Genomic DNA, 25,381 nt, shown 5'->3' with positions numbered 1-25,381 from the left:
GAGGGAGCTTGCTCCCGCTGGGTTGCGAAGCAGCCCCAAAATACTTGTGAGTGCTGCGCACTCAAGCGGGAGCAAGCTCCCTCGCCACACAAGCCAATTCCCACAGGTTGTATGAATTAGAAAGATCGATTTGCGGAGTACGTCATGGCCATCGCCGTTCCCCTGAACGCGGGCAACAGCCCCACTTTGAAGCAGCGGCTCAAGCGCGCCGAGCGGGTCAACCGCTGGAAGGCCCAGGCACTGATCGCGCCGCTGGTGCTGTTTCTGTTGCTGGTGTTTCTGGTGCCGATCGTGGCGCTGCTCTACAAAAGCGTGGGCAACCCGGAAGTGGTCGGCGGCATGCCGCGCACCGTGGCGGCCATCGCCAGTTGGGACGGCCGCGGTCTGCCCGCTGAACCGGTTTACAAAGCGGCCAGCGAAGACCTTGCCGAAGCACGCAAAAACCAGACGCTGGGCGATCTGTCCAAGCGCTTGAACATGGAGTTGGCCGGCTATCGCAGCCTGCTGACCAAAACTGCCCGGGCGCTGCCATTCGCCAGCGAGCCGGCCTCTTATAAAGAAGCACTGGAAGCCCTCGATGAACGCTGGGGCGATCCGGCCTACTGGCAAGCGGTGCGCCGCAACACCAGCAACATCACCCCGTATTACTTGCTGGCCTCGGTCGATCACCGCATCGACGACCTCGGCGAAATCGCCCCGGCCACTCCGGATCAGGCGATCTATCTCGACATCTTCGCCCGCACGTTCTGGATGGGCCTGGTCATCACCGTGATCTGCCTGGTCCTCGCCTACCCGCTGGCCTACTTGCTGGCGAACCTGCCGTCGCGCCAGAGCAACCTGCTGATGATTCTGGTGTTGCTGCCGTTCTGGACCTCGATTCTGGTGCGCGTCGCGGCGTGGATCGTGCTGCTGCAATCGGGCGGATTGATCAACAGCGGGCTGATGGCGATGGGCATCATCGATAAGCCGCTGGAGCTGGTGTTCAACCGCACCGGGGTCTACATCTCGATGGTGCACATCCTGCTGCCGTTCATGATTCTGCCGATCTACAGCGTGATGAAAGGCATCTCGCCGACTTACATGCGCGCTGCGATTTCCCTTGGTTGCCACCCGTTCGCCAGTTTCTGGCGGGTGTACTTCCCGCAGACCTATGCCGGTATCGGCGCCGGGTGCCTGCTGGTGTTCATCCTCGCCATCGGCTACTACATCACCCCGGCGCTGCTCGGCAGCCCGAATGATCAGATGGTCAGCTACTTCGTCGCCTTCTACACCAACACCAGCATCAACTGGGGCATGGCCACCGCACTTGGCGGGTTGTTGCTGCTGGCGACCGTGGTGCTTTATCTGATCTACAGCTGGCTGGTGGGCGCCAGTCGCCTGCGCCTGAGCTAAGGGGAATTTGAAATGCTGAGTCCTTACATGTCGCCCATCGAACGGGTGTGGTTCTACAGCCTGCGAATTCTTTGCGGTCTGATCCTGTTGTTCCTGATCCTGCCGGTGCTGGTGATCATTCCGCTGTCATTCAACTCCGGCAGTTTTCTGGTGTACCCGCTGCAAGGTTTCTCGCTGCAGTGGTATCACGACTTCTTCGCCTCGGCGGAATGGATGCGTGCGCTGAAGAACAGCATCATCGTCGCCCCGGCCGCGACCGTGCTGGCGATGATCTTCGGCACGCTGGCGGCGATCGGCCTGACCCGAGGGGATTTTCCCGGCAAGGCGCTGGTGATGGCGCTGGTGATTTCGCCGATGGTGGTGCCGGTGGTGATCATTGGTGTGGCGAGTTATCTGTTCTTCGCACCGTTGGGCTTGGGCAACAGCTTCTTCTCGCTGATCGTGGTGCACGCGGTGCTGGGCGTGCCGTTTGTGATCATCACTGTGTCGGCGACCTTGCAGGGCTTCAACCATAATCTGGTGCGAGCGGCGGCCAGTCTCGGTGCTTCGCCGCTGACCGCGTTTCGTCGGGTGACCTTGCCATTGATTGCGCCGGGGGTTATTTCCGGTGCGCTGTTTGCCTTTGCGACTTCGTTTGATGAGGTGGTGGTGACGCTGTTTCTGGCGGGGCCGGAACAGGCGACTTTGCCACGGCAGATGTTTAGCGGGATTCGCGAGAACCTCAGTCCGACCATCGCCGCTGCGGCAACCCTGCTTATCGCATTTTCGGTAATTCTGTTGCTGACGCTGGAATGGTTGCGTGGCCGCAGCGAAAAACTGCGCACCGCTCAGGTTTAAGGGCCAGATCAAGAGCTTACCCCCTCACCCCAACCCTCCCGAAACGTCGGACCGCCCCCAAGGGGGCGAGGGGGGAAGGGAGCAGATCTTCATGGTTCTCAAAGCCTGAGTTCGGCTCGGTAATTCAGGTCGATGTACCTCGAGAGTACACCTCGGTCAGTCCCCTCTCCCTCCGGGAGAGGGCTAGGGTGAGGGGTTCTTGATCTTGCTCTTCACCCCACCATTCACAGTCTGAATACCAGACAACCCCAAATCCCCAGCTAATCTTGTGCCCAGCTCCCACATCTATAACAGGCTGCGCACCATGAGTCTTTCTTCGTTCAAAATCGCCCACAAGCTGATCACCGGTGCCGCCGCCATCGAGCAGCTCGCCGCCGAACTCACGCGCCTCGACATCGACAACCCGCTGATCGTCACCGACGCCGCGCTGGTCAAATCCGGCACGGTCGAACTGGCGCTGGCGCATCTCGGCGGGCGCAATTACGAAATCTTCGACCGCGTGCTGCCAGACCCGGAAATTGCCATTGTCGAGGACTGCATGCGCGTCTACCGCGAAGGCGGGCATGACGGTTTGATCGGGCTGGGCGGTGGCAGCGCTATCGACATCGCCAAAAGCGTCGCGGCGTACGCCGGTTATCACGGTGCGCTGGAAGATCTGTTCGGCGTTGACCAAGTGCCGCGTAAAGGCCCGCCGCTGATCGCCATTCCGACCACCGCCGGTACCGGTTCGGAAGTCACCAACGTGGCCATTCTCTCGGACAAGGTCGCGCAATTGAAGAAGGGCATCGTCAGCGATTATCTGCTGCCGGACGTGGCGCTGGTCAGTCCGCAAATGACCCTGACCTGTCCGCGCAGCGTGACTGCCGCCAGTGGTGTCGATGCGCTGGTGCATGCCATCGAATCCTATCTGTCGCTGAATGCCTCGCCGATTACCGATGCGCTGGCGATCGGCGCGATCAAGTTGATCGCCAAATCCTTGCCCAAGGCCTACGCCAATCCGTCCAACCTGCAAGCCCGCGAAGACATGGCCACCGCCAGCCTGATGGCCGGCATGGCGTTCGGTAATGCCGGGGTCGGTGCGGTGCATGCGCTGGCCTATCCGCTCGGCGGGCGTTTCAACATTGCCCACGGCGTGAGCAATGCGTTGCTGCTGCCGTACGTCATGACCTGGAACAAGATGGCCAGCGTCGAACGCATGCAGGATATTGCCGAAGCCATGGGGGTGAAGACCGCTCACCTGAGTCTCAACGAGGCGGCGGACAGTGCGGTGCAGGCCATGACCGAACTGTGTGCGGCGGTGGAAATCCCCCAGGGCCTGCGTAGTTTCGGCGTGCCGGAAGATGCCATCCCGGCCATGGCCGTGGAGGCCGCGGGCATCGAGCGTTTGATGCGGAATAACCCGCGCAAGCTCAGCGCCGCGGATATCGAGAAGATTTACCGCGCCGCCTACTGATCATCGCAGTCACGGTGCGCGCGCGGAAACTTGAGGTATACAATGCGCGCCATCGTGATTTAGCTCAGAAAAGGTGCGTCATGCAGCCCTTCGTAATTGCTCCTTCGATTCTCTCCGCCGACTTCGCCCGCCTCGGCGAAGAAGTGGACAACGTTCTGGCCGCCGGTGCCGACTTCGTCCACTTCGATGTCATGGATAACCACTACGTGCCCAACCTGACCATCGGCCCGATGGTTTGCGCGGCGCTGCGCAAGTACGGCGTTACCGCGCCAATCGACGCGCACCTGATGGTCAGCCCGGTGGATCGCATCGTTGGCGACTTCATCGAAGCCGGTGCGACCTACATCACCTTCCACCCGGAAGCCACGCAACACGTCGACCGCTCGCTGCAACTGATCCGCGAGGGCGGCTGCAAATCCGGCCTGGTGTTCAACCCGGCGACCTCGCTGGAAGTGCTCAAGTACGTGATCGACAAGGTCGACATGGTCTTGCTGATGAGCGTCAACCCGGGCTTCGGCGGGCAGAAATTCATTCCCGGCACCCTCGACAAATTGCGCGAAGCGCGCGCCATCATTGATGCGTCGGGCCGTGACATTCGTCTGGAAATCGACGGCGGGGTCAACGTCAACAACATCCGTGAAATCGCCGCTGCCGGCGCTGACACCTTTGTTGCCGGCTCGGCGATCTTCAACGCGCCGAACTATCAGGAAGTCATCGACAAGATGCGTGCCGAACTGGCGCTGGCCCGTCCATGAGCGGTTTTGAGCAGCTGTTCCCGGGCAAACTGCCACGGTTGGTGATGTTCGATCTGGATGGCACGCTGATCGATTCGGTCCCCGACCTGGCGGTGGCGGTGGACCACATGCTGCTCAGCCTCGGGCGTAAACCGGCCGGTCTCGAATCGGTGCGCGAGTGGGTCGGCAACGGCGCGCCAGTGCTGGTGCGCCGCGCGCTGGCCGGCGGCATCGAGCATTCCTCGGTGGATGACGTCGAAGCCGAGCACGCACTCGAAGTGTTCATGGAAGCTTACGGCGCCAGCCATGAGCTGACCGTGGTCTATCCCGGCGTGCGCGACACCTTGAAATGGCTGCACAAGCAAGGCGTGGCCATGGCGTTGATCACCAACAAGCCGGAGCGCTTCGTGGCGCCGCTGCTGGATCAGATGAAGATCGGCCGCTACTTCAAGTGGATCATCGGCGGCGACACCCTGCCGCAGAAAAAACCTGATCCGGCTGCGCTGTTCTTCGTGATGAAAATGGCCAACATCCCGGCCTCGCAATCGCTGTTCGTCGGCGACTCGCGCAGCGATGTACTGGCGGCGAAAGCGGCGGGGGTCAAGTGTGTGGCGTTGAGTTACGGCTATAACCATGGCCGGCCGATTGCCGAGGAATCCCCGGCATTGGTGATCGACGATCTGCGCCTGTTAATTCCCGGTTGCCTGGATACGGCCGCTGGGATAACGTTGCCCGACGCTGTTCAACCCCCTGCTGGAAACGCCATCGTGGTGGTCACTCGCAAACTCTGGATGAAAGTCATCAAGGCCCTGGCCCGCTGGCGTTGGCGCGCCTGACTGATTCCTGGCCGGCCTGCCGGCATGTTTGCACACCTGACTGATTGCACCTCACACCACGAGGCACCTCATGATCCGCGAAGAATTCCTGCGTTTGGCCGCTGCCGGCTATAACCGTATCCCGTTGGCCTGCGAAACCCTGGCCGACTTCGACACGCCGTTGTCGATCTACCTGAAACTGGCCGACCAGCCCAATTCCTACCTGCTGGAATCGGTGCAGGGCGGCGAGAAATGGGGCCGTTATTCGATCATCGGTCTGCCGTGCCGCACCGTGCTGCGCGTTCACGACCACCACGTCAGCATCACCGTCGATGGCGTCGAGACCGAATGTCACGATGTGGAAGATCCGCTGGCCTTCGTCGAAACCTTCAAGGCGCGCTACAACGTGCCGACCATTGCCGGCCTGCCGCGTTTTAACGGCGGTCTGGTGGGGTACTTTGGTTACGACTGCGTACGTTATGTGGAAAAACGCCTCGGCAAGTGCCCGAACCCCGATCCACTGGGCGTGCCGGACATTCTGCTGATGGTTTCCGACGCGGTCGTTGTGTTCGATAACCTCGCCGGCAAGATGCACGCGATCGTGCTGGCCGACCCGGCGCAGGCCGATGCCTACGAGCAAGGTCAGGCGCGTTTGCAGGAACTGCTGGAGCAACTGCGTCAGCCGATCACTCCGCGCCGGGGGCTGGATTTCAGCAAGCAGCAAGCGGCCGATCCGGTGTTTCGTTCCAGTTTCACCCAGAGCGACTACGAAAAAGCCGTCGACACCATCAAGGAATACATCCTTGCCGGTGACTGCATGCAGGTCGTGCCGTCACAACGCATGTCGATCGACTTCAAGGCTGCGCCAATCGATCTATACCGCGCGCTGCGTTGCTTCAACCCGACGCCTTATATGTACTTCTTCAACTTCGGCGACTTCCACGTCGTCGGCAGTTCGCCGGAAGTGCTGGTGCGGGTTGAAGACAACCTGATCACCGTGCGGCCGATTGCCGGTACGCGTCCGCGTGGCGCGACCGAAGAGGCCGATCTGGCGCTGGAAGAAGACTTGCTCTCGGATGACAAAGAGATCGCCGAGCATCTGATGCTGATCGATCTGGGGCGCAACGACACGGGTCGCGTCTCGGAAATCGGTTCGGTGAAGCTCACCGAGAAAATGGTCATCGAGCGTTATTCCAACGTGATGCACATCGTGTCCAACGTCACCGGCCAGTTGAAAGCCGGGCTGACGGCGATGGATGCACTGCGGGCGATTCTGCCGGCGGGCACCTTGTCCGGCGCGCCGAAGATCCGCGCGATGGAAATCATCGACGAACTGGAACCGGTCAAGCGTGGCGTATATGGCGGCGCGGTCGGTTACTTCGCGTGGAACGGCAATATGGATACCGCGATTGCGATTCGTACCGCTGTGATCAAAAACGGCGAACTGCATGTGCAGGCCGGTGGCGGCATCGTTGCCGACTCGGTGCCGGCGCTGGAATGGGAAGAAACCCTGAACAAGCGCCGCGCGATGTTCCGTGCCGTGGCACTGGCTGAACAGACCCCAGACTGATTGATCGGCATAAAAAAACGCGGCGCCCGCAAGGACGCCGCGTTTTTTATTGCCTGCTGTTTAGAAGTCCAACGCTACGCCGAGATTGATCCCTTGCTGGGTAAAGTCATCATCCTTGCGGATGTTGTAGCTGGCGCGCAACGCCAGGTCTTTGGTGAGGTTGTGGCTCACGCCCAGGTTCAAGCGATTGAGGTTGGTCTGCGGGGTGTAGCCGTCCAGGGTGTAGTGATTGTTCGGCAGGCTGTTGAGACTCATCGTCACATCCTGAGTGTCGTCGTTGTACTCGCGCTCATGCGCGAGCTCGCCGAACACCTGGGTTTGCGCGGTAATCTGGTACTTGCCCTGAATACCAACACCGAGACGCCGGGAGATGCGCGACTGGTCATCGAAGGTCAGCGCGGTGGAGTCAGCGCCGTCCTCGGAGTAACCATCAACTTCGACTTTGGCGAAATCTGCGCTGACAAATGGCGACAGGTGCCATGGGCTGCTTGCCTCTGGCGCGATGTCGTAACCGACGCGACCGCTGAAGGCCAGCACGTAGCCGTCGGTATCGCCTTTCTCGCCGCGCTCGTTGACGCCGAGCTGGAATTTGCGTTTCAGGCTGTCGTAGTCCAGATGCCCGGCCGTCACAGCCGCATCACCCCACCAGCGATTCTGCTGATACTGGGCGAAAGCGGTGCCCATGTAGGTGTTGAGCTTGTAGTCGGAATCGTGATCGCCTGCTTCAAGTTTCTGGTTGTAAAAACCGGCCGCCAGTCCAACACGCCACGCGTCATTCAGGCGGTAGCTGCCACCGACGTTGAGGTTGTAGCCATTGCCGTCGGCGCTGGCGCCGCTGTCCTGGGTGTCGAAGTCCTGACGCTGGCCCCCACCGGCGACAATAGCCCGCCATTGACCAACGCCTTGCCAGTTCTGCCAGTCGGCCAGCCACTGGTTACGCAGCTCATCCTGATGCGAACGCAACGTGCCTTGAGCCATTTGCGGCAGCAGGGTGGCTTCCCATGGCGCGGACAGCAGCGAGTAGGTGTAATCGGCGATCAGGCGCTGCCCGGCTTCGGTCGGGTGCACCGCATCGTTGTAGATCAGCTTGGTCGGATCCGGCGTGGCACTGTTGATGCCGTACCGCGCGTTCTCGGTGCAACCGTTGCCGCTGAAGCAGGTGGCGCTGAGGTTCTGGTCGGTGGCCAGACCGAACTGGCCCGGATTGGCGAACGACTCTTTGAGCAGCACCGGAATGTTCAGCGGGATGATGTTGGCATTGATGCCCTGCAACTGGCTGACCAGTTCGGTGTTGAACTGCGCGCTGAGTTGCGAGGTGAACGCTTGCAGCGGCGAACCGCTGAAGGCCGGGGTGAAGCCGATGTCCGGCAGCAGCCAGACCACGATGTAACGGGCGCCGGCCTGCTGCAGGGTTTGCGCGCTGCTGGCCAGACGATCAGCCGCGGCGCCGGCCTGCGCAAGATTTGTCACGCGGCCTTGCAGGAAGTCATTACCGCCACCCGAGAGGTAATACAGCGCATTCGGATCCGCGCGAAAACCGTTCGACGGCAGATAACCGGCGCGGGTGCGTTCGCCAGTGGCAGATTGCGTGGTGATCGAATCGAGAATCTGGTCGGTGCGATAACCGCCTACCGCCCAGTTATTGCCGTCGGGCAAGCCATCGCCAGCGCGTACTGCGGATGAAGAGGAGGCAGTCTGATCAGGCGAAAACCCGAGTTTTCCGCCGAGAATCTGCGTGGCGTTCAGCGAGCGCAATTCCCCGCTGCCATCCAGATACACCGGGCCAGTGCGGTTGGTGTAGCGCTGAGTAGCGCCCGCGGGGCCTCCGCTGTCGGCAAAGGTGCCGGCGTCGTTCAGGCTGTCGCCGAAGACGATGAAATTCGAGTAAGGATTAGGTGCGGCATTCGCCTGAGCGCAGGCCATTGCGAGCAGGCATCCGGCGAGCGGTACAAACAGCGTCTGTTTGATCATGAGCAAGTCCGTTTATTTATTGTTGTAGTGAACGAAACGACAGTACCAAAAACTTCCGGCGTTTTGCCATCGGTCGCGAGCCTTCAAATTGATTTATCCCGCGCCGGCCGCGCCTTATTGCACGCTCCGCCCAGCTAAGTTACTGTGCCGAGACGTATGAATGAGACCTTCCCCGTGTTGATCGTCAGCAAACTTCCGGATCAAGTCATCAAGGCACACGCCCGTTGGCGTTGGCGCGCCTGAATCTTTCTGCCGGCCCGGCCGGATCTGTATCGCTTTGCCTTCCTTGCTCGTTTGAAATGCCGCTTTGCCGACGCTCCCGCGTCCGACATCGTGCAGCGCCCTGCGGGCAAGTCATCTGAAGGCTGTCTTCAAGTCAGAATTCAAGAGGTTCGAAACGCCATGTTGCTGATGATCGACAACTACGACTCCTTTACTTACAACGTTGTGCAATACCTCGGCGAACTGGGTGCCGAAGTCAAAGTCGTGCGCAACGACGAACTGACCATCGCCGAAATCGAAGCGCTCAACCCCGAGCGTATCGTGGTGTCCCCCGGTCCGTGCACACCGACCGAAGCCGGTATTTCCATCGAAGCCATCAAGCACTTCGCCGGCAAACTGCCGATTCTCGGCGTGTGCCTCGGCCATCAGTCAATCGGTCAGGCCTTCGGCGGTGACGTGATTCGCGCCCGCCAAGTGATGCACGGTAAGACTAGCCCGGTATTCCACAAGGACAAGGGTGTATTCGCCGGTCTCAACAACCCGCTGACCGTCACCCGTTACCACTCGCTGATCGTCAAACACGAAACCTTGCCTGATTGCCTGGAGCTGACTGCGTGGACGCAGCACGCCGACGGCTCGGTCGACGAAATCATGGGCCTGCGTCACAAGACCCTGAACATTGAGGGCGTACAGTTCCACCCTGAATCGATCCTCACGGAACAGGGCCATGAACTGTTTGCCAACTTCCTCAAACAAACCGGCGGCGCGCGCTAAGGACTTCCCATGAATATCAAGACAGCCCTGAGCCGTATCGTCGATCACCTCGACCTCAGCACCGATGAAATGCGCGACGTGATGCGCGAAATCATGACTGGCCAATGCACTGACGCGCAGATCGGCGCGTTCATGATGGCCATGCGCATGAAGAGCGAAAGCATCGACGAAATCGTCGGCGCGGTTTCGGCCATGCGCGAGCTGGCGGACACCGTCGAACTGAAGACCCTCGACGGCGTGGTCGATGTGGTCGGCACCGGCGGTGACGGGGCGAACATTTTCAACGTGTCCACTGCGTCTTCCTTTGTGGTCGCAGCGGCTGGTTGCACTGTGGCCAAGCACGGTAACCGTGCGGTCTCCGGCAAGAGCGGCAGTGCCGACTTGCTCGAAGCGGCCGGCATCTACCTCAACCTGACGCCGGTCCAGGTAGCCCGTTGCATCGACAACGTCGGCATCGGTTTCATGTTTGCCCAGACTCATCACAAAGCCATGAAGTACGCCGCCGGCCCGCGCCGCGATCTCGGCCTGCGGACCTTGTTCAACATGCTCGGCCCGCTTACGAATCCGGCCGGTGTCAAACACCAGGTGGTCGGCGTATTCACCCCTGCGCTGTGCCGGCCATTGGCTGAAGTCTTGCAGCGTCTGGGCAGCAAACACGTACTGGTGGTGCATTCCAAGGATGGTCTGGACGAGTTCAGCCTCGCTGCACCGACCTTTGTCGCTGAGCTGAAGAATGACCAGATCACTGAGTATTGGGTCGAGCCGGAAGATCTCGGCATGAAGAGCCAGAGCCTGCACGGCCTGTCGGTCGATGGCCCGGAAGCGTCGCTGGCGCTGATCCGCGATGCGCTGGGCAAGCGCAAAACCGAGAACGGCCAGAAAGCCGCCGAAATGATTGTGCTCAACGCCGGTGCAGCGCTGTACGCCGCCGACGTCGCCAGCAGTTTGAAACAGGGCGTCGAGCTTGCACATGACGCTTTGCACACCGGCCTCGCTCGGGAAAAACTCGAGGAGCTGGGTGCCTTTACCGCGGTATTCAGAGTGGAGAATGAGGGATGAGTGTACCGACGGTTCTGGAAAACATTCTGGCGCGCAAAGTTCAGGAAGTCGCCGAGCGTAGCGCTCGGGTCAGCCTGAGCGAGCTGGAAAGTCTGGCCAAGGCGGCCGATGCACCCCGTGGTTTTGCCCAGGCATTGCTGGCGCAGGCCAAGAAGAAGCAACCGGCAGTAATCGCCGAAATCAAGAAGGCTTCACCGAGCAAAGGCGTGATTCGCGAGGATTTCGTGCCAGCCGACATCGCTAATAGCTACGAGAAGGGCGGGGCGACTTGCCTGTCGGTGCTGACCGATATCGACTATTTCCAGGGCGCGGATGCTTACCTGCAACAGGCGCGCGCGGCGTGCAAATTGCCGGTGATCCGCAAGGATTTCATGATTGATCCGTACCAGATCATCGAAGCCCGTGCCTTGGGCGCCGATTGCGTGCTGTTGATCGTCTCCGCACTGGACGACGTGAAAATGGCCGAACTGGCAGCCGTGGCCAAAGGTGTTGGTCTGGATGTTCTGGTGGAAGTGCACGACGGCGATGAGCTGGAGCGCGCGCTGAAAACTCTCGACACGCCGCTGGTGGGGATCAATAACCGTAACCTGCACACCTTCGAAGTCAGCCTGGAAACCACTCTTGATCTGCTGCCGCGCATTCCGCGTGATCGTCTGGTGATTACCGAGAGCGGGATTCTCAACCGTGCCGATGTCGAGCTGATGGAAATCAGCGACGTTTACGCGTTCCTGGTTGGCGAAGCGTTCATGCGCGCCGAGAGTCCTGGTCTTGAATTACAGCGCCTGTTCTTCCCGGAGCGTGGTACTGCGGTAATCGGGTCGACCCTCGACTGACTACATCCTCTCAGGCAACCCGCCCTCCCTGTGAGCGCGGGCTTGCCCGCGATGAGGCCGTCACATCCGCTAAAGATTCCAAGCCCGCCGGAGTCCTGCATGCTGCCAATCTCCCTGACCATCGAAGCCGGCCTGCAAGCCGAACAGGATCTGCTGGCATCAGTCTGTGCCGGCGACGCCGAATTCGGCCTGCTGTTCTGGCAACCCAGTGACCGCGCGCTGGTCATGCCTCGTCGCTTGAATCGTCTGCCGAAATTCGATCACGCCTGCGCAGTTTCGGCCGCCGCTGGCTGGCCGGTACTGTTGCGCGAAACCGGTGGCGAGCCGGTGCCACAATCGGCCGCCACCATCAACATTGCTCTGGTTTACGCACCACCACGCAGCGAAGGCGATCTGAATCGCATCGAAACCGGCTACCGGCGTCTGTGTGATCCGATCTGTGAGTTGCTGGATGAGTTGGGCGGCACAGCGTCGGTGGGCGAAATCGACGGCGCATTTTGCGATGGCCGGTTCAACGTCAACCTCGACGGACGCAAAATGGTCGGCACCGCGCAGCGCTGGCGTCAGAGCCAGGGCGGTCAGCGTCCGGTGGGGTTGGTGCACGGTGCGATGCTGATTGATGACGAGCGCGAATCGATGGTTGCGGCGGTCAATCGCTTCAATCAGGCGTGCGATCTTGAGCAGCGCGTGCGGGCTGAAAGCCACATCGCGCTGCACGAGAAATTCCCGGCGCCAGATGCACTGGCGCGGCTTGATGAGTTGTTCCGCTTGATGCTGGCGCAGATGTACGCCGGCTAGGTCGCGCGCCTAACGCGTACCGAAGACCACCATGGTCTTGCCTTTCACGTCTACCAGGTTGCGTTCTTCAAGATCCTTGAGCACGCGACCGACCATCTCCCGCGAACACCCGACGATGCGCCCGATTTCCTGACGAGTCACCTTGATCTGCATACCGTCCGGGTGAGTCATTGCATCTGGCTGTTTGCACAATTCCAGCAGGCAGCGGGCAACCCGACCGGTCACGTCGAAGAACGCCAGATCGCCGACTTTGCGCGTGGTATTGCGCAGGCGTTGTGCGATTTGTCCGCTGAGCACGTAAAGAATGTCCGGGTCCTGCTGCGACAATTCGCGGAATTTCACGTAGCTGATTTCCGCGACTTCGCATTCAACCTTGGCCCGCACCCAGGCGCTGCGTTGCTGTTCTTGCCCGGCTTGTTCGAACAGGCCCAGCTCGCCAAAGAAATCCCCGGCATTCAGGTAGGCGATGATCATCTCGCGGCCGTCGTCATCCTCGATCAGGATCGTCACCGAACCCTTGATGATGAAGTACAGCGTATCGGAGCGATCACCCGCGCAGATGATGTTGCTCTTGGCCGCATGACGGCGGCGCTGGCAGTGCATCAACAGCTTGTCGAGGTTCTTGATTTTGGGTGTGGGGGTAATACCAACCATGGTTGTATCCCGAAAAGACTGCACGGTAATGTTTGATTTTTTATGGGGCGCTGAAACGGACGTTACCCGGCTGGCAGGCGCCAGCGAATTGGCGCCAGCTTACCAGACACTTCCTTGAAGATTCGAGAAATTACCTACGTTATAGACGCATCCGTCCCACGTGCACGCCGCGCTGTCGGAGTAAAGCGCTGTGCTAAGCTGGCGACCCTTTTTTATACAGTGGAGTCTTGGCGATGAAGGCACGCATCCAATGGGCTGGCGAAGCCATGTTCCTCGGCGAATCCGGCAGCGGTCATGTCGTGGTCATGGACGGTCCGCCGGACGCCGGTGGTCGTAATCTGGGTGTCCGCCCGATGGAAATGCTCCTGCTCGGTGTTGGTGGCTGCAGCAACTTCGACGTGGTGAGCATTCTGAAGAAGTCACGTCAGGCGGTTGAAAGCTGCGAAGCCTTCCTCGAAGCCGAGCGCGCGACCGAGGATCCGAAAGTCTTCACCAAGATCCACATGCACTTCGTGGTCAAGGGCCGTGGCCTGAAAGAAGCCCAGGTCAAACGCGCCATCGAGCTGTCGGCAGAGAAATATTGCTCGGCCTCGATCATGCTCGGCGCGGCTGGCGTGGCGATCACCCACGACTACGAAATCATCGAACTCGGTTGAACCGACATTCAACTATCATAAAAGCAGTGCAGACTCTGGCGATCCCCCGCTGACGTCTGCATAATGCGCCACTTTTTTCAGGGCAGTGATCGGTCAGCCGATGGGTCATCCGCCTGAACAGATAACCAAAATCGCCATCGCGAAGAGGTGTTAACCGTCCTACGCAGGTGCGTTGTTCGCATTTGACGGGCATGCTTGATCACGCGGCCATGCCGCATACATAGAGAGTTTTTAACGGTGAAAAGCAAACTCAAGCTCCACGGGTTCAATAACCTGACAAAGACCTTGAGCTTCAACATCTATGACATCTGCTACGCGGAAACCCCGCAAGACCAGCAGGCTTACGTCGAGTACATCAATCAAGAGTACAACGCCGAACGCCTGACGCAGATTCTCACAGAAGTTGTCGAGATCATTGGTGCCAACATTCTGAACATTGCGAGTCAGAACTATGAGCCTCAGGGTGCCAGCGTCACGATTCTGATCTCGGAAGAGCCGGTGACCCCGACCGAAAGCCAGATCGAAGAGTCCCCAGGCCCACTGCCGGAAATCATCCTGGCCCACCTCGACAAGAGTCATATCACGGTGCATACCTACCCGGAAATCCATCCGGATGCAGGCATTGCGACGTTCCGTGTGGACATCGATGTGTCGACGTGTGGTGTCATTTCACCGCTTAAAGCACTCAACTTCCTGATTCACCAGTTCGATTCGGACATCGTGACCGTGGATTATCGTGTGCGCGGCTTTACCCGTGACGTTGAAGGCAAAAAGCACTTCATCGACCACGAGATCAATTCGATCCAGAACTACCTTTCCGAAGACACGCGCGGCGCGTACCAGATGACCGACGTGAACGTGTACCAGGAGAACTTGTTCCACACCAAAATGTTGTTGAAGAACTTCGAACTGGATAACTACCTGTTCGGCGACGCCACCAACAACCTGTCCTCTGAGCAACGCGCCCAAGTGACGGAGCGTGTGAAGCACGAAATGCTCGAGATTTTCTACGCTCGCAACATGCCGAGCTAAGAATTTCACGCACAAAAAAGGCGACTGTCTCAGGACCGTCGCCTTTTTTATTGCTTGTGGCAGCTGGCCTGCCAGCGATGAGTGCCTGTCTGGCGCTACCGCTGTCAGATTCTGTAGGTACTCTTGGTCATCACCTTGGCCAGAATGCTCATACCGAACTTCACTGGCGCCGGGAAACGGAAACCACCAGCCTCCAGCGCGCTCTCCGCATGATGTTCCTCATCAATACGCATCTGCTGCAGAATCGCCCGGGACTTTTCGTCCTCCGCTGGCAATTGCTCCAGATGTTCGTTCAAGTGTTTGCACACCTGATGCTCGGTCGCCGCGACGAAACCGAGGCTGACCTTGTCGCTGATCAACCCGGCGACTGCGCCGATGCCGAACGACATGCCGTAGAACAGTGGGTTGAGCACGCTGGTGTGGCTGCCCAACTGATGAATGCGTTGTTCGCACCACACCAGATGATCAATCTCTTCTTCAGCCGCATGCTCCATGGCCGCGCGCACTTGCGGCAGCTTGGCGGTCAGGGCCTGGCCTTGGTAGAGCGCCTGGGCACAGACTTCACCGGTATGGTTGATGCGCATCAGACCGGCGACATGGCGGGTGTCTTCGTCGCTCATCTGCACGTCCGGCTGCACGATGGCCGGGGACGGACGGTACGGCTGACCGCTGAACGGCAGCAGGGTACGCATCGCGGCATCGGCTTGCAGCAGAAGACGGTCAATCGGCGAGTAGTGACGTTGGGTAGTCATGCTGACCTCCGGGAAGAATCTCGACGGCCAGTTTAACCGAATCGGCCGGGGAAGGTTTGCGCTGGGTCATATGGGAGCGGGGCGCTCCCACAGATATCGCTGCGGATCAGCCCGGTGGCCAGTTCATCTGGCGCTGCCCGAGGACGTGCATATGAATGTGGTAGACGGTTTGCCCACCCTGTTCATTGCAGTTCATCACCACGCGGAAGCCTTCTTCGCAACCGAGCTCCAGCGCCAGGCGTTGGGCGGTGAACAGGATGTGCCCGGCCAGTGCCTTATCGTCCTCGGTGAGGTCGTTGAGGGTGCGCACCGGTTTCTTCGGGATCACCAGAAAATGCACTGGCGCCTGTGGCGCGATGTCGTGGAACGCCAGAACCTGGTCGTCCTCGTAGATGATCCTGGCCGGGATCTCCCGGTTGATGATCTTGGTGAACAGAGTATCCACTGCTGTTTTCTCCGTTGTGTGGGCTGGCCTGAGTGTACTCAGGGCGGATGAAGCCGCCCAGTGTTTTACCGTAGGACTATTCAGCGCGGGCAGTAAGCCTTGTTGAGCATGCCGACGATGGTGCGATTGAGCCAGCGCGATCCCAGTCGCGGCAAAAACGTGAACCAGCGGTTGCGTCGTCCCGGAATGATGATCGCGCGGTTTTTCTCCAGCGCACGCACGGTGTACAGAGCGACCTCCTCGGGGCTCATCAACAGTTTGCTGTCTTTGAGTTTGTCGCTGTTCAGTTGTGCGGTGCGGAAGAATGCGGTGCGGGTCGGGCCGGGGCAGAGTACCGAGACCTTCACGGCGCTTTGTTTGAGTTCAACCCGCAACGCCTCGGAAAAATGCAGCACATACGCTTTGCTGGCGTAGTAAGTGCTCATCCACGGGCCGGGATTGAAGGCAGCCACCGAAGCCACATTGAGAATCTGCCCGCCACCTTGCAGCGCCATGCTGTTGCCGATCGCATGGCACAGCCGGGTCAGGGCGAGGATATTCACCTCGATCAAGTCCTGCTCGGTCATCCAGTCCTGTGCCAGGAACGGACCGCAAGTGCCAATGCCTGCGCAGTTCACCAGCAGATCGATCTGCCGGTCACCTTCTTCCAGTTCCAGCAGGAAACCGGACAGGCGCAACGGTTCGCCGAGGTCGCAGGCGCGGAACAGCACCTCAACTCCAAAACGTTGGGTCAGCTCAATCGCAATACTTTCCAGCTGATCACGCTGGCGGGCCACCAGAATCAGGCTGCGGCCACGGCGGGCCAGGGCTTCGGCCATGGCCAGGCCTATGCCGCTGGAAGCGCCGGTGATCAGAGCGTAACGGGTCATGCAAATCTCCATCGCAACAGCTCCGCGCCGTCGACGCGGGTGTCACGACGGGGAGCGCTGTTCATTCTTTCGCAGAGTCTACAGGGGGCTGGGCCTCTTCGGCTGCTTCAGCTGCTGCTTCTGCTGCATCGTCGGCGGCATTCGCGGCCGGTTCGACCTCGACCTCGATTTCATCAGTGTTCACTGAGCCGCTGTCATAGCTGCTTTCCAGATTGCTTTCGTATTCCTGTTGAATAGCCGAGAAGCCACCGAGTATTCCACCGGCCAATACCAGCGTGAACAGCACCACCCACAATGAACACAGCACTTTGACCGCGGTGCTGTTGGGCGGTGGGGGTGGGCCGTAGCGGTTGGCGCCAGTGGTGCCCGGCACAACCATCATTACCAGCGGGAAGAAGCTGCCAACAAACGGCACCAGGTTCAGCAGCCAGAGCCATCCCGACCAGCCGATATCGTGTAGGCGCTGCACACTGATCATAATGTTGACGATGAAGAAGGCGAGGAACAGAAAGAACGCCAGGATGCCGCCAATGATCAGGCCGGTCGTCGATTCGTCACTGACCATACCCAGAGCAATCAGCGCAAATACGGCGATGATGGGCAGGGTCACCAGGCACTGCACCATCGCCCAGGCGAGGAAGCGCAGACGGCCGATGCGGCCCTCGACACCGAATGGCTTGAGCGTGGCAAATGCCGGGTAGCTTTCGCCCACGTTGGCTCGAGGCGTTGCGTACGGCGAGGCAGGCTCCGCTATGGCGGGTGCGTGCTCATGGACATCGGCGAGATTCAGTTCGATGGTAGTTTCTGGTTCGATCCGGGCGTCGATCCCGGTCTTGCTCAACGCTTGCAGATACGCTTGGGCGTCGGCGTGAGTCAGGTCGCGCTTGAGGGCGACAGTGCTGCCATTGAACAGGCGCTCGATGGCGGCGACCTCGCTTTTGAACAGGTCAGCCAGATTGAGTTTGGCTGTGGTGAGGTCGACACCGGGCTGTAGCGCACCGTCAAAAACGATCTTGTAGCGGGGTTCACTCATGGCCGAGGCATCCTTGTCGCGAAATCTATTGAATTGGAGAGTGTTACAAGGCGTGAGTGTAAGGCCAGCACGTTGAAAACTGGCCGGATTTTTTCTCAGCGCGGCCAGCGAGTCGGCAATTGCGCTGCGTGTTCCAGTGCTTTTCGATACTCGGTGTCGAGGCGTGCGATCAGTTGGTCGACACTCGGCAGATCGTTGATGTCACCGACACCCTGACCCGCCGACCACACGGTCTTCCAGGCTTTGGCTTCATCGCTGATCGGTTTCAGTTTGTCACCGAAATTCACTTCACCCTTGCCTTGCAGCTTGGCCGTGTCGAAACCGGCGGCTTCCAGACTTTGGCGCATGAAACTGGCCGGAACCCCAGACACGGCAGGAGTATGGATGATGTCCGCTGCTTTGGCTGTCAGCAGCATCTGTTTGTAGGCGTCAGGCGCATGACTTTCGGTGGTACCGATAAATCGCGTGCCGAAGTAGGCCAAATCCGCGCCGAGCAGCTGCGCGGCGAGAATCTCATGGCCGTGGTTCAAACATCCTGCAAGCAGCAGCGTCTTGTCGAAGAACTGACGGATCTCGGCAATCAGCGAGAACGGGCTCCATGTGCCTGCGTGCCCGCCCGCGCCAGCCGCGACGGCGATCAGACCATCGACGCCAGCCTCGGCAGCTTTCTCCGCATGCCGGCGGGTGGTCACGTCGTGAAACACCAGACCGCCGTAACTGTGCACCGCGTCGACCAGCTCCTTCACCGCGCCGAGGCTGGTGATGACGATTGGCACTTTGTGTTCGACGCAGATCGCCAGATCCGCCTGCAAGCGGGGATTGCTGTTGTGCACGATCAGGTTCACCGCATACGGCGCCGGGTTATCCAGGGTCGCCAGTCCCGCTTCGATCTCCTCCAGCCAGGCTTTGAAGCCGCTGCTTTCGCGCTGGTTCAGCGCAGGAAAGCTGCCGACTACGCCATTGCGACAGCAGGCCAGCACCAGTTCGGGGTTGGAAATCAGGAACATCGGCGCAGCCACCAAAGGCAGGCGCAGACGTTGTTCGAGCAAAGCGGGCAGCGACATCGGAAGTACCCCGGAAAGTTGAACCTGTTGAAGTTAGAACGGCTTGACCACGACCAGAATTACGATAGCCAGCAATAACAGAACCGGCACTTCATTGAACCAGCGATAAAAGACATGGCTGCGGGTGTTCTCGCCACGGGCAAAACGTTTTACCTGCGCGCCGCACATGTGGTGATAGCCGATCAGCAGGACCACCAGAGTCAGCTTGGCGTGAATCCAGCCACCCGAGCTGAAGATGCTCGGGTTGAGGTAGATCAGCCAGCCACCGAAGATCAGCGTGGCGATCATCGCCGGACCCATGATGCCGCGATACAACTTGCGCTCCATGACACTGAAGCGTTCTTTGCTGATCGCGTCTTCACTTTGTGCGTGATAAACGAACAGCCGCGGCAGATAGAACAGCGCTGCAAACCAGCAGACGATGCTGACGATATGAAAGGCTTTGATCCATAAATAGAGCATTTTCAGTTATTCCCAGGTTCACGGTAGGCCGGATAGTAGAGGCTTGAGCGGCCGCGCGTCACCTTGACGGTTGTCGCAGGGGCGCGCGGCCCCTATTATCGACGGCTTTCCAGTGGGTTCGTTGAGGGCAGGTTTATGGTCAAGGTCGGTATCGTCGGCGGCACGGGTTACACCGGTGTCGAACTGCTGCGTCTGTTGGCACAGCATCCGCAGGCAGAAGTGGTCGTGATCACTTCCCGATCCGAGGCCGGTCTGGCCGTGGCTGATCTGTACCCGAACCTGCGCGGTCACTATGACGGCCTGGCATTCAGCGTGCCTGACATCAAAACTCTGGGTGCTTGCGACGTGGTGTTCTTCGCCACTCCGCACGGCGTTGCCCATGCCTTGGCCGGCGAACTGCTGGCGGCGGGCACCAAGGTTATCGATCTGTCGGCGGACTTCCGCTTGCAGGACGCTGAGGAGTGGGCCAAGTGGTACGGTCAGCCGCATGGCGCACCTGAACTGCTGGACGAGGCCGTGTATGGCCTGCCGGAAGTCAATCGTGAGCAGATCAAGAAAGCACGTTTGATCGCGGTACCGGGTTGCTATCCGACGGCGACACAGTTGGGTTTCCTGCCACTGCTCGAAGCAGGTCTGGCTGACACTTCGCGCCTGATCGCCGACTGCAAATCCGGCGTCAGCGGCGCCGGTCGTGGTGCGGCAGTAGGTTCGCTGTACTCCGAGACGTCGGAAAGCATGAAGGCGTATGCGGTCAAAGGTCACCGTCACTTGCCGGAAATTCGCCAGGGCCTGCGTCGCGCGGCTGGCAAGGATGTCGGTCTGACTTTCGTGCCGCACCTGACGCCTATGATCCGTGGCATTCACTCCACGCTTTACGCCACCGTGGTTGATCGCTCGGTGGATCTGCAAGCGTTGTTTGAAAAGCGTTATGCCAACGAACCGTTCGTCGATGTGATGCCGGCCGGCAGCCATCCGGAAACCCGTAGCGTGCGCGGCGCCAATGTCTGCCGCATCGCCGTACATCGTCCACAGGATGGCGACTTGGTGGTGGTGCTGTCGGTAATCGACAATCTGGTCAAAGGCGCGTCGGGGCAGGCGGTGCAGAACCTCAACATCATGTTCGGGCTGGATGAGCGCCTGGGTCTGTCCCACGCTGGAATGCTGCCGTAACACTTTCTTGCGCGTAGCGAAAAGGCCCGGTGAACGGGCCTTTTTGCATTCTGACTTGGCAAAACGGTTGATTGATATACCGTAACAATAGTTGACCGATTTTCTAGGAGAAGCGGATAATGCGCGTCATCACGCATTATGGCGGCGTAACGCCGGGAGATAGTCAGCATGAGCGTCGAATCCTTCACCCCCACGGCTTTGCAATTCACCCACGGTGCCGCGCACAAGGTGAAGAGCCTGGTCGATGAAGAGGGGAATGATCGCTTGAAGCTGCGCGTATTCGTTACGGGCGGCGGTTGTTCAGGGTTTCAGTACGGTTTCACCTTCGATGAAGATGTGGCCGAGGACGACACCATCGTCGAGCGCGAAGGCGTCAGTCTGGTGGTTGATCCGATGAGCTTCCAGTACTTGGCTGGAGCCGAAGTGGATTACCAGGAAGGTCTGGAAGGTTCGCGCTTCGTAATCAAGAACCCGAATGCCACTACGACCTGTGGCTGCGGCTCCTCGTTCTCGATCTGATCGCACTTCACGCTACACAGCAAAACGCCGCAGAGCCTCACGGTTCTGCGGCGTTTTGTTGTGTGCGTTTTACTTAGTTCGGGTAGATGGCACCAAGCACGCGCAGCCCTTTGGCGCCGGTGACGCTCGGCCGATTCGCAGCGATGCCTTCAAGGCAGCAATGGGCCAGCCAGGCAAAGGCCATGGCTTCGACCCAATCCGGATCGACGCCGTGGGTGGCGGTGCTGGCGACTTTCGCGTTGGGTAGCAGGTCGGCCAGCCGCTGCATCAATGTGGCGTTATGGGCGCCGCCACCGCAGACCAGCAGCTCTGTAGTGTCCGATTGAGCACTTTGCAGCGACTCGATAATGGTCAGTGCCGTCAGTTCCAGCAGTGTGGCTTGCACGTTTTCCGGAGGGAAGCTCGGCAAGCGTGACAGGTGCTGTTCCAGCCACGGTAGGTTGAACACTTCGCGGCCGGTACTTTTCGGGCCTTTGGTGGCGAAGAACGGGTCGTTCAGCAGTGTCTTCAGCAGGGTAGGTTCGAGAGTGCCGCTGGCCGCCCATTGGCCGTTGCGATCGTAGTTCTCGTTTTTTTGCTGATGAGTCCAGGCATCCATCAGCACATTTCCTGGCCCGCAGTCGAAACCGGCTACAGGCTTGGTCGACTCGATCAGGCTGAGATTGCTGAAACCGCCGACATTCAACACCGCACGATTACCCGTACGCTCTTCGAACAAGGCTTCGTGGAAGGCTGGCACCAGCGGCGCGCCCTGGCCGCCAGCGGCTACATCACGGCTGCGGAAGTCGCTGACCACTGTGATGCCGGTCAGCTCGGTGAGTAGAGCAGGGTTGCCGATCTGTACAGTGAAGCCGCGTGCCGGCTCGTGGCGAATGGTCTGGCCATGGCTACCGATTGCGCGGATATCTTCAGGTTTGAGCTGCTGCTGCTTGAGCAGCGCTTGAATGCCCTGCGCCGCCAGCATCACCCAGTTGTGCTGGGCAAGCGCCGAGCGGGCGATCTCGTCAGGGCCGCTGGCGCACAAGCCAAGCAGCTCGGCGCGCAGGGAATCAGGCATGGGAATGTAGTGCGTGGCGATCAATTTGATCGCCGGGGTTTGCTCGATCAGAGCGATGTCCAGACCGTCGAGGCTGGTTCCGGACATCACACCTATATAGAGAGCCATGGCTTAACGCTTGCTCGAGGCGACCATGGTGGCCTTCTCTTGATCCATGCGCGCCATCAACGGCTGGCTCTGCGCGAGGAAGCGCGCGCGTTCGGCCTTGGCGATTGGGTCGGCCATTGGCAGCTTCTGACCCAGCGGATCAACGTGAACGCCGTTGACCTGGAACTCGTAATGCAAGTGCGGGCCGGTGGAGAGGCCGGTGGTGCCGATATAGCCGATCACCTGACCCTGCTTGACCGAACCGCCGGTTTTCACGCCTTTGGCAAAGCCTTGCATATGCCCGTACAGCGTGCGGTAGGTGTTGCCGTGCTGAATGATCACGGTGTTGCCGTAACCGCCGCGGCGGCCAGCCAACAACACTTTACCGTCGCCGGCAGCTTTGATCGGCGTACCGCGCGGTGCTGCGTAATCCACGCCTTTGTGGGCGCGGATCTTGTTCAGGATCGGGTGCTTGCGGCCCATGGAGAATTTTGAGCTGATGCGCGCGAAGTCGACCGGAGTACGGATGAACGCCTTGCGCATGCTGTTGCCATCAGCGGTGTAGTAACTGCTGTTGCCTTGTTTGTTGGTGTAGCGCACGGCGGTGTAGGTCTTGCCGCGGTTGGTGAAGCGCGCAGACAGGATCGGGCCGGTGCCGACAGCCTTGCCGTTGACTACTTTCTGCTCATAAATGACATCGAATTCATCGCCTTGGCGAATGTCCTGAGCGAAGTCGACGTCGTAGCCGAATACGCTGGCCATATCCATGGTCATGCTATGGGACAGACCGGCGCGGGCGGCGGATTGCGACAGCGAGCTGTTGATTACGCCGTGGACATAGGCAGTGCGAACAGTAGGCTTGGCGGTGATGCGGTTGAATGCATAGCCCTTGTCATTCTTGGTCAGGGTGATGGATTCAGTGTCGCTGAGCTTGCTGTGCAGATTGACCAGTTGACCTTGTGGGTCCAGTTCGAATTCAAGCTTTTGGCCACGCTTGAGCTGACTGAACTGCTTGGCCTGTTTGTCGCTGGCCAGCACCTCGTGCACGAGAGCTGCGGGCAGCCCGACTTTCTCGAACAGGGTCGAAAGCGTGTCGCCCTTGGCAACACTTACTTCTCGGTGGCCAGAGGCTTTCTTTTCTTGTGCAACCGCAACTGGCGCGGGCGCGGCCTCGGCTTTTTGTGTGTCTTCAGGGCTGTTTTCGATCTGCGCGAAAGGCGAATCTACCGGCTCGGTTGTGGCTTGAACTGCGTCAGCAGCGTCTTGATCTTGTGTCAGTTGTTCAGCAGGACTTTCCAGTTCCAGACTCAGGGTCGTCTTTTTGGCTTCAACATCACTGGAAGGAAATACCAGGAGCGCCAGGCTGAGAAGGGCGGCGATCCCACTTGCGGCGAGCAGGTGGGTCTTCGGGTAAAGCGGTGGCGCTTTAGACGGTTCAGTGGTCATAAGTGATTTTTGACTTTGATAAAGATGAATTGGAAAAGATGAATGACATGATGAAGATGAAATAACTGTATAAAATATAACCAAATCATCTCTGAGGCAAGTCTACAGACAGTCTGTCTGTGGATTGGTGTCCGTGCGCCGGGCAAAACTTGTAATTGGTGCGCGTTCTTGTATGGTTGGTTCCCTTTGAATCTGAGCCTTGCGGGTCTGTTATGAAGTCGGTTGAAGAGCAGCTAGCGCTGATAAAACGTGGTGCGGAAGAACTGTTGGTCGAGTCCGAGCTGATCGAAAAGCTCAAGCGTGGCCAGCCACTGCGAATCAAGGCTGGCTTCGATCCGACGGCGCCGGATCTCCATCTCGGTCACACCGTGCTTATTAATAAGCTGCGCCAGTTCCAGGAGCTGGGGCATCAGGTGATCTTCCTTATAGGTGACTTCACCGGGATGATCGGTGATCCGAGCGGCAAGAGTGCGACACGCCCTCCGCTGACGCGCGAGCAGGTTCTGGAGAACGCCGAGACTTACAAGACTCAGGTGTTCAAGATTCTTGATCCGGCGAAGACCGAAGTGGCATTCAATTCCACCTGGATGGATCAGATGGGTCCTGCGGACTTCATTCGCCTGACTTCGCAGTACACCGTTGCTCGCATGCTTGAACGCGATGACTTCGATAAGCGCTACACCACCAATCAGCCTATCGCTATTCACGAATTCCTCTATCCGCTGGTTCAGGGCTACGACTCTGTGGCTCTGCGCGCGGATGTCGAGTTGGGCGGTACCGATCAGAAGTTCAATTTGCTGATGGGGCGTGAATTGCAGCGCGGTTATGGTCAGGAAGCTCAGTGCATTCTGACTATGCCGCTGCTTGAGGGTCTGGATGGCGTGAAGAAGATGTCCAAGTCGTTGGGCAACTACGTCGGTATCCAGGAAGCGCCGGGTGTCATGTACAGCAAGCTGGTATCGATTCCAGACGCGCTGATGTGGCGCTACTTTGAGCTGCTCAGCTTCCGCTCTATGGATGAGATCAATGCGTTCCGTGCTGATGTAGAGGCGGGTGCCAATCCGCGCGATATCAAAATCAAGCTGGCCGAAGAGATCGTTGCGCGCTTCCATGGTGAAGAGGCTGCGGTCAATGCTCATCGTGCAGCGGGCAACCGTATGAAGGATGGCGAGCTGCCGGATGATTTGCCTGAGGTTGAGCTGACTGCTTCCGAGAATATGCCGATTGCTGCTGTGCTTAATAAAGCAGGCCTGGTGAAGAACTCGGCAGTGGCGCGTGATCTGCTGGCCTCCGGTGGTGTTCGTATAGATGGTGAGGTCGTTGATCGCTCCTTTATATATGTACTGGGTGCGACCCATGTTTGCCAGGCTGGCAAGAAGGCTTTTGCGCGGATTACGCTGAAATCTGAATAAAGCGGAAATTAGGGGTTGACGGCGAATTTTATAAGTCTATAATTCGCCCCACTTCCGGCGCAGTCGAAACGGAAAACTCCTTGAGATTCAATGAGTTATGTAGGTTTCGACAGTGCAGGGCTTCAGTTTATCGAAGTTGGGAAGTGGCTGAAAAAGAGGTGTTGACAGCAGCGTGTAACGCTGTAGAATTCGCCTCCCGCTGACGAGAGATCGGAAGCGCAAGTGGTTGAAGTTGTTGAAGAATTCTTCGAAAACTTCTGAAAAT

General features: G+C 59.1%; 25 protein-coding genes. 15 read left to right on the top strand and 10 right to left on the bottom strand.

Features of this window, described 5'->3' with window-relative positions:
* The first annotated feature begins 144 nt into the window (after positions 1-144).
* From ACP7BN_RS18990 to trpE, 6 genes are all read left to right on the top strand, one after another.
* Positions 145-1,392, top strand: a complete 1,248-nt coding sequence (locus ACP7BN_RS18990; protein WP_420647194.1) for an ABC transporter permease — start codon at positions 145-147, stop codon at positions 1,390-1,392.
* A 12-nt stretch (positions 1,393-1,404) separates the two neighbouring features.
* Complete coding sequence (locus ACP7BN_RS18985) at positions 1,405-2,229, top strand: ABC transporter permease (protein ID WP_008084123.1); 825 nt, start codon at positions 1,405-1,407, stop codon at positions 2,227-2,229.
* A gap of 304 nt (positions 2,230-2,533) precedes the next feature.
* A complete protein-coding gene (locus ACP7BN_RS18980; RefSeq protein ID WP_426205631.1) occupies positions 2,534-3,682 on the top strand; it encodes an iron-containing alcohol dehydrogenase in 1,149 nt (382 codons plus the stop codon).
* 80 nt (positions 3,683-3,762) lie between these two features.
* Entirely contained in the window at positions 3,763-4,437 is a 675-nt protein-coding gene (rpe, locus tag ACP7BN_RS18975; protein WP_426205630.1) for a ribulose-phosphate 3-epimerase, read from the top strand.
* Positions 4,434-5,252 carry a phosphoglycolate phosphatase gene (locus ACP7BN_RS18970; RefSeq protein ID WP_426205629.1) on the top strand — a complete coding sequence of 273 codons (819 nt, stop codon included), beginning with the start codon at positions 4,434-4,436 and terminating at the stop codon, positions 5,250-5,252. The genes rpe and ACP7BN_RS18970 overlap by 4 nt, the downstream gene beginning before the upstream one ends.
* 70 nt (positions 5,253-5,322) lie before the next feature.
* On the top strand, positions 5,323-6,801 hold the full coding sequence (trpE, locus tag ACP7BN_RS18965) for an anthranilate synthase component I (RefSeq protein WP_426205628.1): 1,479 nt from the start codon (positions 5,323-5,325) through the stop codon (positions 6,799-6,801).
* Between the two features lie 60 nt (positions 6,802-6,861).
* On the opposite strand, the gene estP is transcribed toward trpE, so the two are convergent.
* The gene (estP, locus tag ACP7BN_RS18960; RefSeq protein WP_426205627.1) at positions 6,862-8,772 is read right to left on the bottom strand and encodes an esterase EstP; all 1,911 of its coding nucleotides are present in this window, start codon (positions 8,770-8,772) and stop codon (positions 6,862-6,864) included.
* A gap of 402 nt (positions 8,773-9,174) precedes the next feature.
* Between estP and ACP7BN_RS18955 the strand changes: the two genes are divergently transcribed.
* The 4 genes from ACP7BN_RS18955 (at position 9,175) to ACP7BN_RS18940 (ending at position 12,458) form a co-directional block, all read left to right on the top strand.
* Entirely contained in the window at positions 9,175-9,768 is a 594-nt protein-coding gene (locus ACP7BN_RS18955) for an aminodeoxychorismate/anthranilate synthase component II (protein ID WP_426205626.1), read from the top strand.
* A 9-nt stretch (positions 9,769-9,777) separates the two neighbouring features.
* Positions 9,778-10,827, top strand: coding sequence for an anthranilate phosphoribosyltransferase (trpD, locus tag ACP7BN_RS18950; protein WP_420647187.1), 1,050 nt, complete (start codon positions 9,778-9,780; stop codon positions 10,825-10,827).
* On the top strand, positions 10,824-11,660 hold the full coding sequence (trpC, locus tag ACP7BN_RS18945) for an indole-3-glycerol phosphate synthase TrpC (RefSeq protein WP_426205625.1): 837 nt from the start codon (positions 10,824-10,826) through the stop codon (positions 11,658-11,660). The genes trpD and trpC overlap by 4 nt, the downstream gene beginning before the upstream one ends.
* Positions 11,661-11,759: 99 nt before the next feature.
* Positions 11,760-12,458, top strand: a complete 699-nt coding sequence (locus ACP7BN_RS18940) for a lipoate--protein ligase family protein (RefSeq protein ID WP_426205624.1) — start codon at positions 11,760-11,762, stop codon at positions 12,456-12,458.
* A 9-nt stretch (positions 12,459-12,467) separates the two neighbouring features.
* On the opposite strand, the gene crp is transcribed toward ACP7BN_RS18940, so the two are convergent.
* A complete protein-coding gene (gene crp, locus ACP7BN_RS18935) occupies positions 12,468-13,112 on the bottom strand; it encodes a cAMP-activated global transcriptional regulator CRP (RefSeq protein ID WP_420647184.1) in 645 nt (214 codons plus the stop codon).
* A 233-nt stretch (positions 13,113-13,345) separates the two neighbouring features.
* On the opposite strand from crp, the gene ACP7BN_RS18930 reads away from it, so the two are divergent.
* Together ACP7BN_RS18930 and speD are read left to right on the top strand one after the other, a co-directional pair.
* Positions 13,346-13,768 (top strand): OsmC family protein, encoded by a 423-nt coding sequence (locus tag ACP7BN_RS18930; RefSeq protein ID WP_007941657.1) that lies wholly within the window; start codon positions 13,346-13,348, stop codon positions 13,766-13,768.
* A gap of 237 nt (positions 13,769-14,005) precedes the next feature.
* Complete coding sequence (gene speD, locus ACP7BN_RS18925; protein WP_420647183.1) at positions 14,006-14,800, top strand: adenosylmethionine decarboxylase; 795 nt, start codon at positions 14,006-14,008, stop codon at positions 14,798-14,800.
* Between the two features lie 104 nt (positions 14,801-14,904).
* Here speD and coq7 read toward each other — a convergent pair whose 3' ends face one another.
* The 6 genes from coq7 to hemJ form a co-directional block, all read right to left on the bottom strand.
* Entirely contained in the window at positions 14,905-15,552 is a 648-nt protein-coding gene (gene coq7 / locus ACP7BN_RS18920) for a 2-polyprenyl-3-methyl-6-methoxy-1,4-benzoquinone monooxygenase (RefSeq protein ID WP_420647182.1), read from the bottom strand.
* A 106-nt stretch (positions 15,553-15,658) separates the two neighbouring features.
* Positions 15,659-15,997 carry a histidine triad nucleotide-binding protein gene (locus tag ACP7BN_RS18915; protein WP_420647181.1) on the bottom strand — a complete coding sequence of 113 codons (339 nt, stop codon included), beginning with the start codon at positions 15,995-15,997 and terminating at the stop codon, positions 15,659-15,661.
* Positions 15,998-16,077: 80 nt separating this feature from the next.
* Positions 16,078-16,866 carry an SDR family NAD(P)-dependent oxidoreductase gene (locus ACP7BN_RS18910; protein ID WP_426205623.1) on the bottom strand — a complete coding sequence of 263 codons (789 nt, stop codon included), beginning with the start codon at positions 16,864-16,866 and terminating at the stop codon, positions 16,078-16,080.
* A 61-nt stretch (positions 16,867-16,927) separates the two neighbouring features.
* Positions 16,928-17,899, bottom strand: coding sequence for a DUF805 domain-containing protein (locus tag ACP7BN_RS18905; RefSeq protein ID WP_426205622.1), 972 nt, complete (start codon positions 17,897-17,899; stop codon positions 16,928-16,930).
* A 95-nt stretch (positions 17,900-17,994) separates the two neighbouring features.
* Positions 17,995-18,963 (bottom strand): NAD(P)H-dependent flavin oxidoreductase, encoded by a 969-nt coding sequence (locus ACP7BN_RS18900; protein ID WP_426205621.1) that lies wholly within the window; start codon positions 18,961-18,963, stop codon positions 17,995-17,997.
* A gap of 33 nt (positions 18,964-18,996) precedes the next feature.
* Positions 18,997-19,425, bottom strand: coding sequence for a protoporphyrinogen oxidase HemJ (hemJ, locus tag ACP7BN_RS18895; RefSeq protein ID WP_426205620.1), 429 nt, complete (start codon positions 19,423-19,425; stop codon positions 18,997-18,999).
* A gap of 135 nt (positions 19,426-19,560) precedes the next feature.
* Here hemJ and argC point away from each other — a divergent pair, with 135 nt between their 5' ends.
* Both argC and erpA read left to right on the top strand, forming a co-directional pair.
* On the top strand, positions 19,561-20,595 hold the full coding sequence (gene argC, locus ACP7BN_RS18890; protein WP_420647176.1) for an N-acetyl-gamma-glutamyl-phosphate reductase: 1,035 nt from the start codon (positions 19,561-19,563) through the stop codon (positions 20,593-20,595).
* 168 nt (positions 20,596-20,763) lie between these two features.
* Positions 20,764-21,114, top strand: a complete 351-nt coding sequence (gene erpA / locus ACP7BN_RS18885) for an iron-sulfur cluster insertion protein ErpA (RefSeq protein WP_008077999.1) — start codon at positions 20,764-20,766, stop codon at positions 21,112-21,114.
* Between the two features lie 73 nt (positions 21,115-21,187).
* Here erpA and ACP7BN_RS18880 read toward each other — a convergent pair whose 3' ends face one another.
* Together ACP7BN_RS18880 and ACP7BN_RS18875 are read right to left on the bottom strand one after the other, a co-directional pair.
* On the bottom strand, positions 21,188-22,279 hold the full coding sequence (locus tag ACP7BN_RS18880) for an anhydro-N-acetylmuramic acid kinase (RefSeq protein ID WP_426205619.1): 1,092 nt from the start codon (positions 22,277-22,279) through the stop codon (positions 21,188-21,190).
* 3 nt (positions 22,280-22,282) lie between these two features.
* Entirely contained in the window at positions 22,283-23,704 is a 1,422-nt protein-coding gene (locus ACP7BN_RS18875) for a peptidoglycan DD-metalloendopeptidase family protein (protein WP_426205618.1), read from the bottom strand.
* Between the two features lie 212 nt (positions 23,705-23,916).
* Between ACP7BN_RS18875 and tyrS the strand changes: the two genes are divergently transcribed.
* Positions 23,917-25,116, top strand: coding sequence for a tyrosine--tRNA ligase (tyrS, locus tag ACP7BN_RS18870; RefSeq protein WP_426205714.1), 1,200 nt, complete (start codon positions 23,917-23,919; stop codon positions 25,114-25,116).
* Positions 25,117-25,381 lie beyond the last annotated feature (265 nt).

It is taken from the genome of Pseudomonas sp. TWP3-1 (assembly GCF_049896625.1).
Lineage (GTDB): Bacteria > Pseudomonadota > Gammaproteobacteria > Pseudomonadales > Pseudomonadaceae > Aquipseudomonas.
Note: the sequence above shows the minus strand (reverse complement) of the source record. Positions and strands in the feature narration are given on the sequence as shown.

Excerpts from the sequence above, each read along its gene's own strand:
- erpA (WP_008077999.1), top strand. The coding sequence starts at position 20,764 with ATGAGCGTCGAATCCTTCACCCCCACGGCTTTGCAATTCACCCACGGT.
- ACP7BN_RS18880 (WP_426205619.1), bottom strand. The coding sequence starts at position 22,279 with ATGGCTCTCTATATAGGTGTGATGTCCGGAACCAGCCTCGACGGTCTG.
- ACP7BN_RS18985 (WP_008084123.1), top strand. The coding sequence starts at position 1,405 with ATGCTGAGTCCTTACATGTCGCCCATCGAACGGGTGTGGTTCTACAGC.
- ACP7BN_RS18970 (WP_426205629.1), top strand. The coding sequence starts at position 4,434 with ATGAGCGGTTTTGAGCAGCTGTTCCCGGGCAAACTGCCACGGTTGGTG.
- estP (WP_426205627.1), bottom strand. The coding sequence starts at position 8,772 with ATGATCAAACAGACGCTGTTTGTACCGCTCGCCGGATGCCTGCTCGCA.
- ACP7BN_RS18910 (WP_426205623.1), bottom strand. The coding sequence starts at position 16,866 with ATGACCCGTTACGCTCTGATCACCGGCGCTTCCAGCGGCATAGGCCTG.
- ACP7BN_RS18940 (WP_426205624.1), top strand. The coding sequence starts at position 11,760 with ATGCTGCCAATCTCCCTGACCATCGAAGCCGGCCTGCAAGCCGAACAG.
- ACP7BN_RS18955 (WP_426205626.1), top strand. The coding sequence starts at position 9,175 with ATGTTGCTGATGATCGACAACTACGACTCCTTTACTTACAACGTTGTG.
- ACP7BN_RS18990 (WP_420647194.1), top strand. The coding sequence starts at position 145 with ATGGCCATCGCCGTTCCCCTGAACGCGGGCAACAGCCCCACTTTGAAG.
- coq7 (WP_420647182.1), bottom strand. The coding sequence starts at position 15,552 with ATGACTACCCAACGTCACTACTCGCCGATTGACCGTCTTCTGCTGCAA.
- ACP7BN_RS18905 (WP_426205622.1), bottom strand. The coding sequence starts at position 17,899 with ATGAGTGAACCCCGCTACAAGATCGTTTTTGACGGTGCGCTACAGCCC.
- ACP7BN_RS18875 (WP_426205618.1), bottom strand. The coding sequence starts at position 23,704 with ATGACCACTGAACCGTCTAAAGCGCCACCGCTTTACCCGAAGACCCAC.
- crp (WP_420647184.1), bottom strand. The coding sequence starts at position 13,112 with ATGGTTGGTATTACCCCCACACCCAAAATCAAGAACCTCGACAAGCTG.
- trpD (WP_420647187.1), top strand. The coding sequence starts at position 9,778 with ATGAATATCAAGACAGCCCTGAGCCGTATCGTCGATCACCTCGACCTC.
- tyrS (WP_426205714.1), top strand. The coding sequence starts at position 23,917 with ATGAAGTCGGTTGAAGAGCAGCTAGCGCTGATAAAACGTGGTGCGGAA.
- hemJ (WP_426205620.1), bottom strand. The coding sequence starts at position 19,425 with ATGCTCTATTTATGGATCAAAGCCTTTCATATCGTCAGCATCGTCTGC.
- rpe (WP_426205630.1), top strand. The coding sequence starts at position 3,763 with ATGCAGCCCTTCGTAATTGCTCCTTCGATTCTCTCCGCCGACTTCGCC.
- trpE (WP_426205628.1), top strand. The coding sequence starts at position 5,323 with ATGATCCGCGAAGAATTCCTGCGTTTGGCCGCTGCCGGCTATAACCGT.
- ACP7BN_RS18980 (WP_426205631.1), top strand. The coding sequence starts at position 2,534 with ATGAGTCTTTCTTCGTTCAAAATCGCCCACAAGCTGATCACCGGTGCC.
- argC (WP_420647176.1), top strand. The coding sequence starts at position 19,561 with ATGGTCAAGGTCGGTATCGTCGGCGGCACGGGTTACACCGGTGTCGAA.
- ACP7BN_RS18900 (WP_426205621.1), bottom strand. The coding sequence starts at position 18,963 with ATGTCGCTGCCCGCTTTGCTCGAACAACGTCTGCGCCTGCCTTTGGTG.
- ACP7BN_RS18930 (WP_007941657.1), top strand. The coding sequence starts at position 13,346 with ATGAAGGCACGCATCCAATGGGCTGGCGAAGCCATGTTCCTCGGCGAA.
- trpC (WP_426205625.1), top strand. The coding sequence starts at position 10,824 with ATGAGTGTACCGACGGTTCTGGAAAACATTCTGGCGCGCAAAGTTCAG.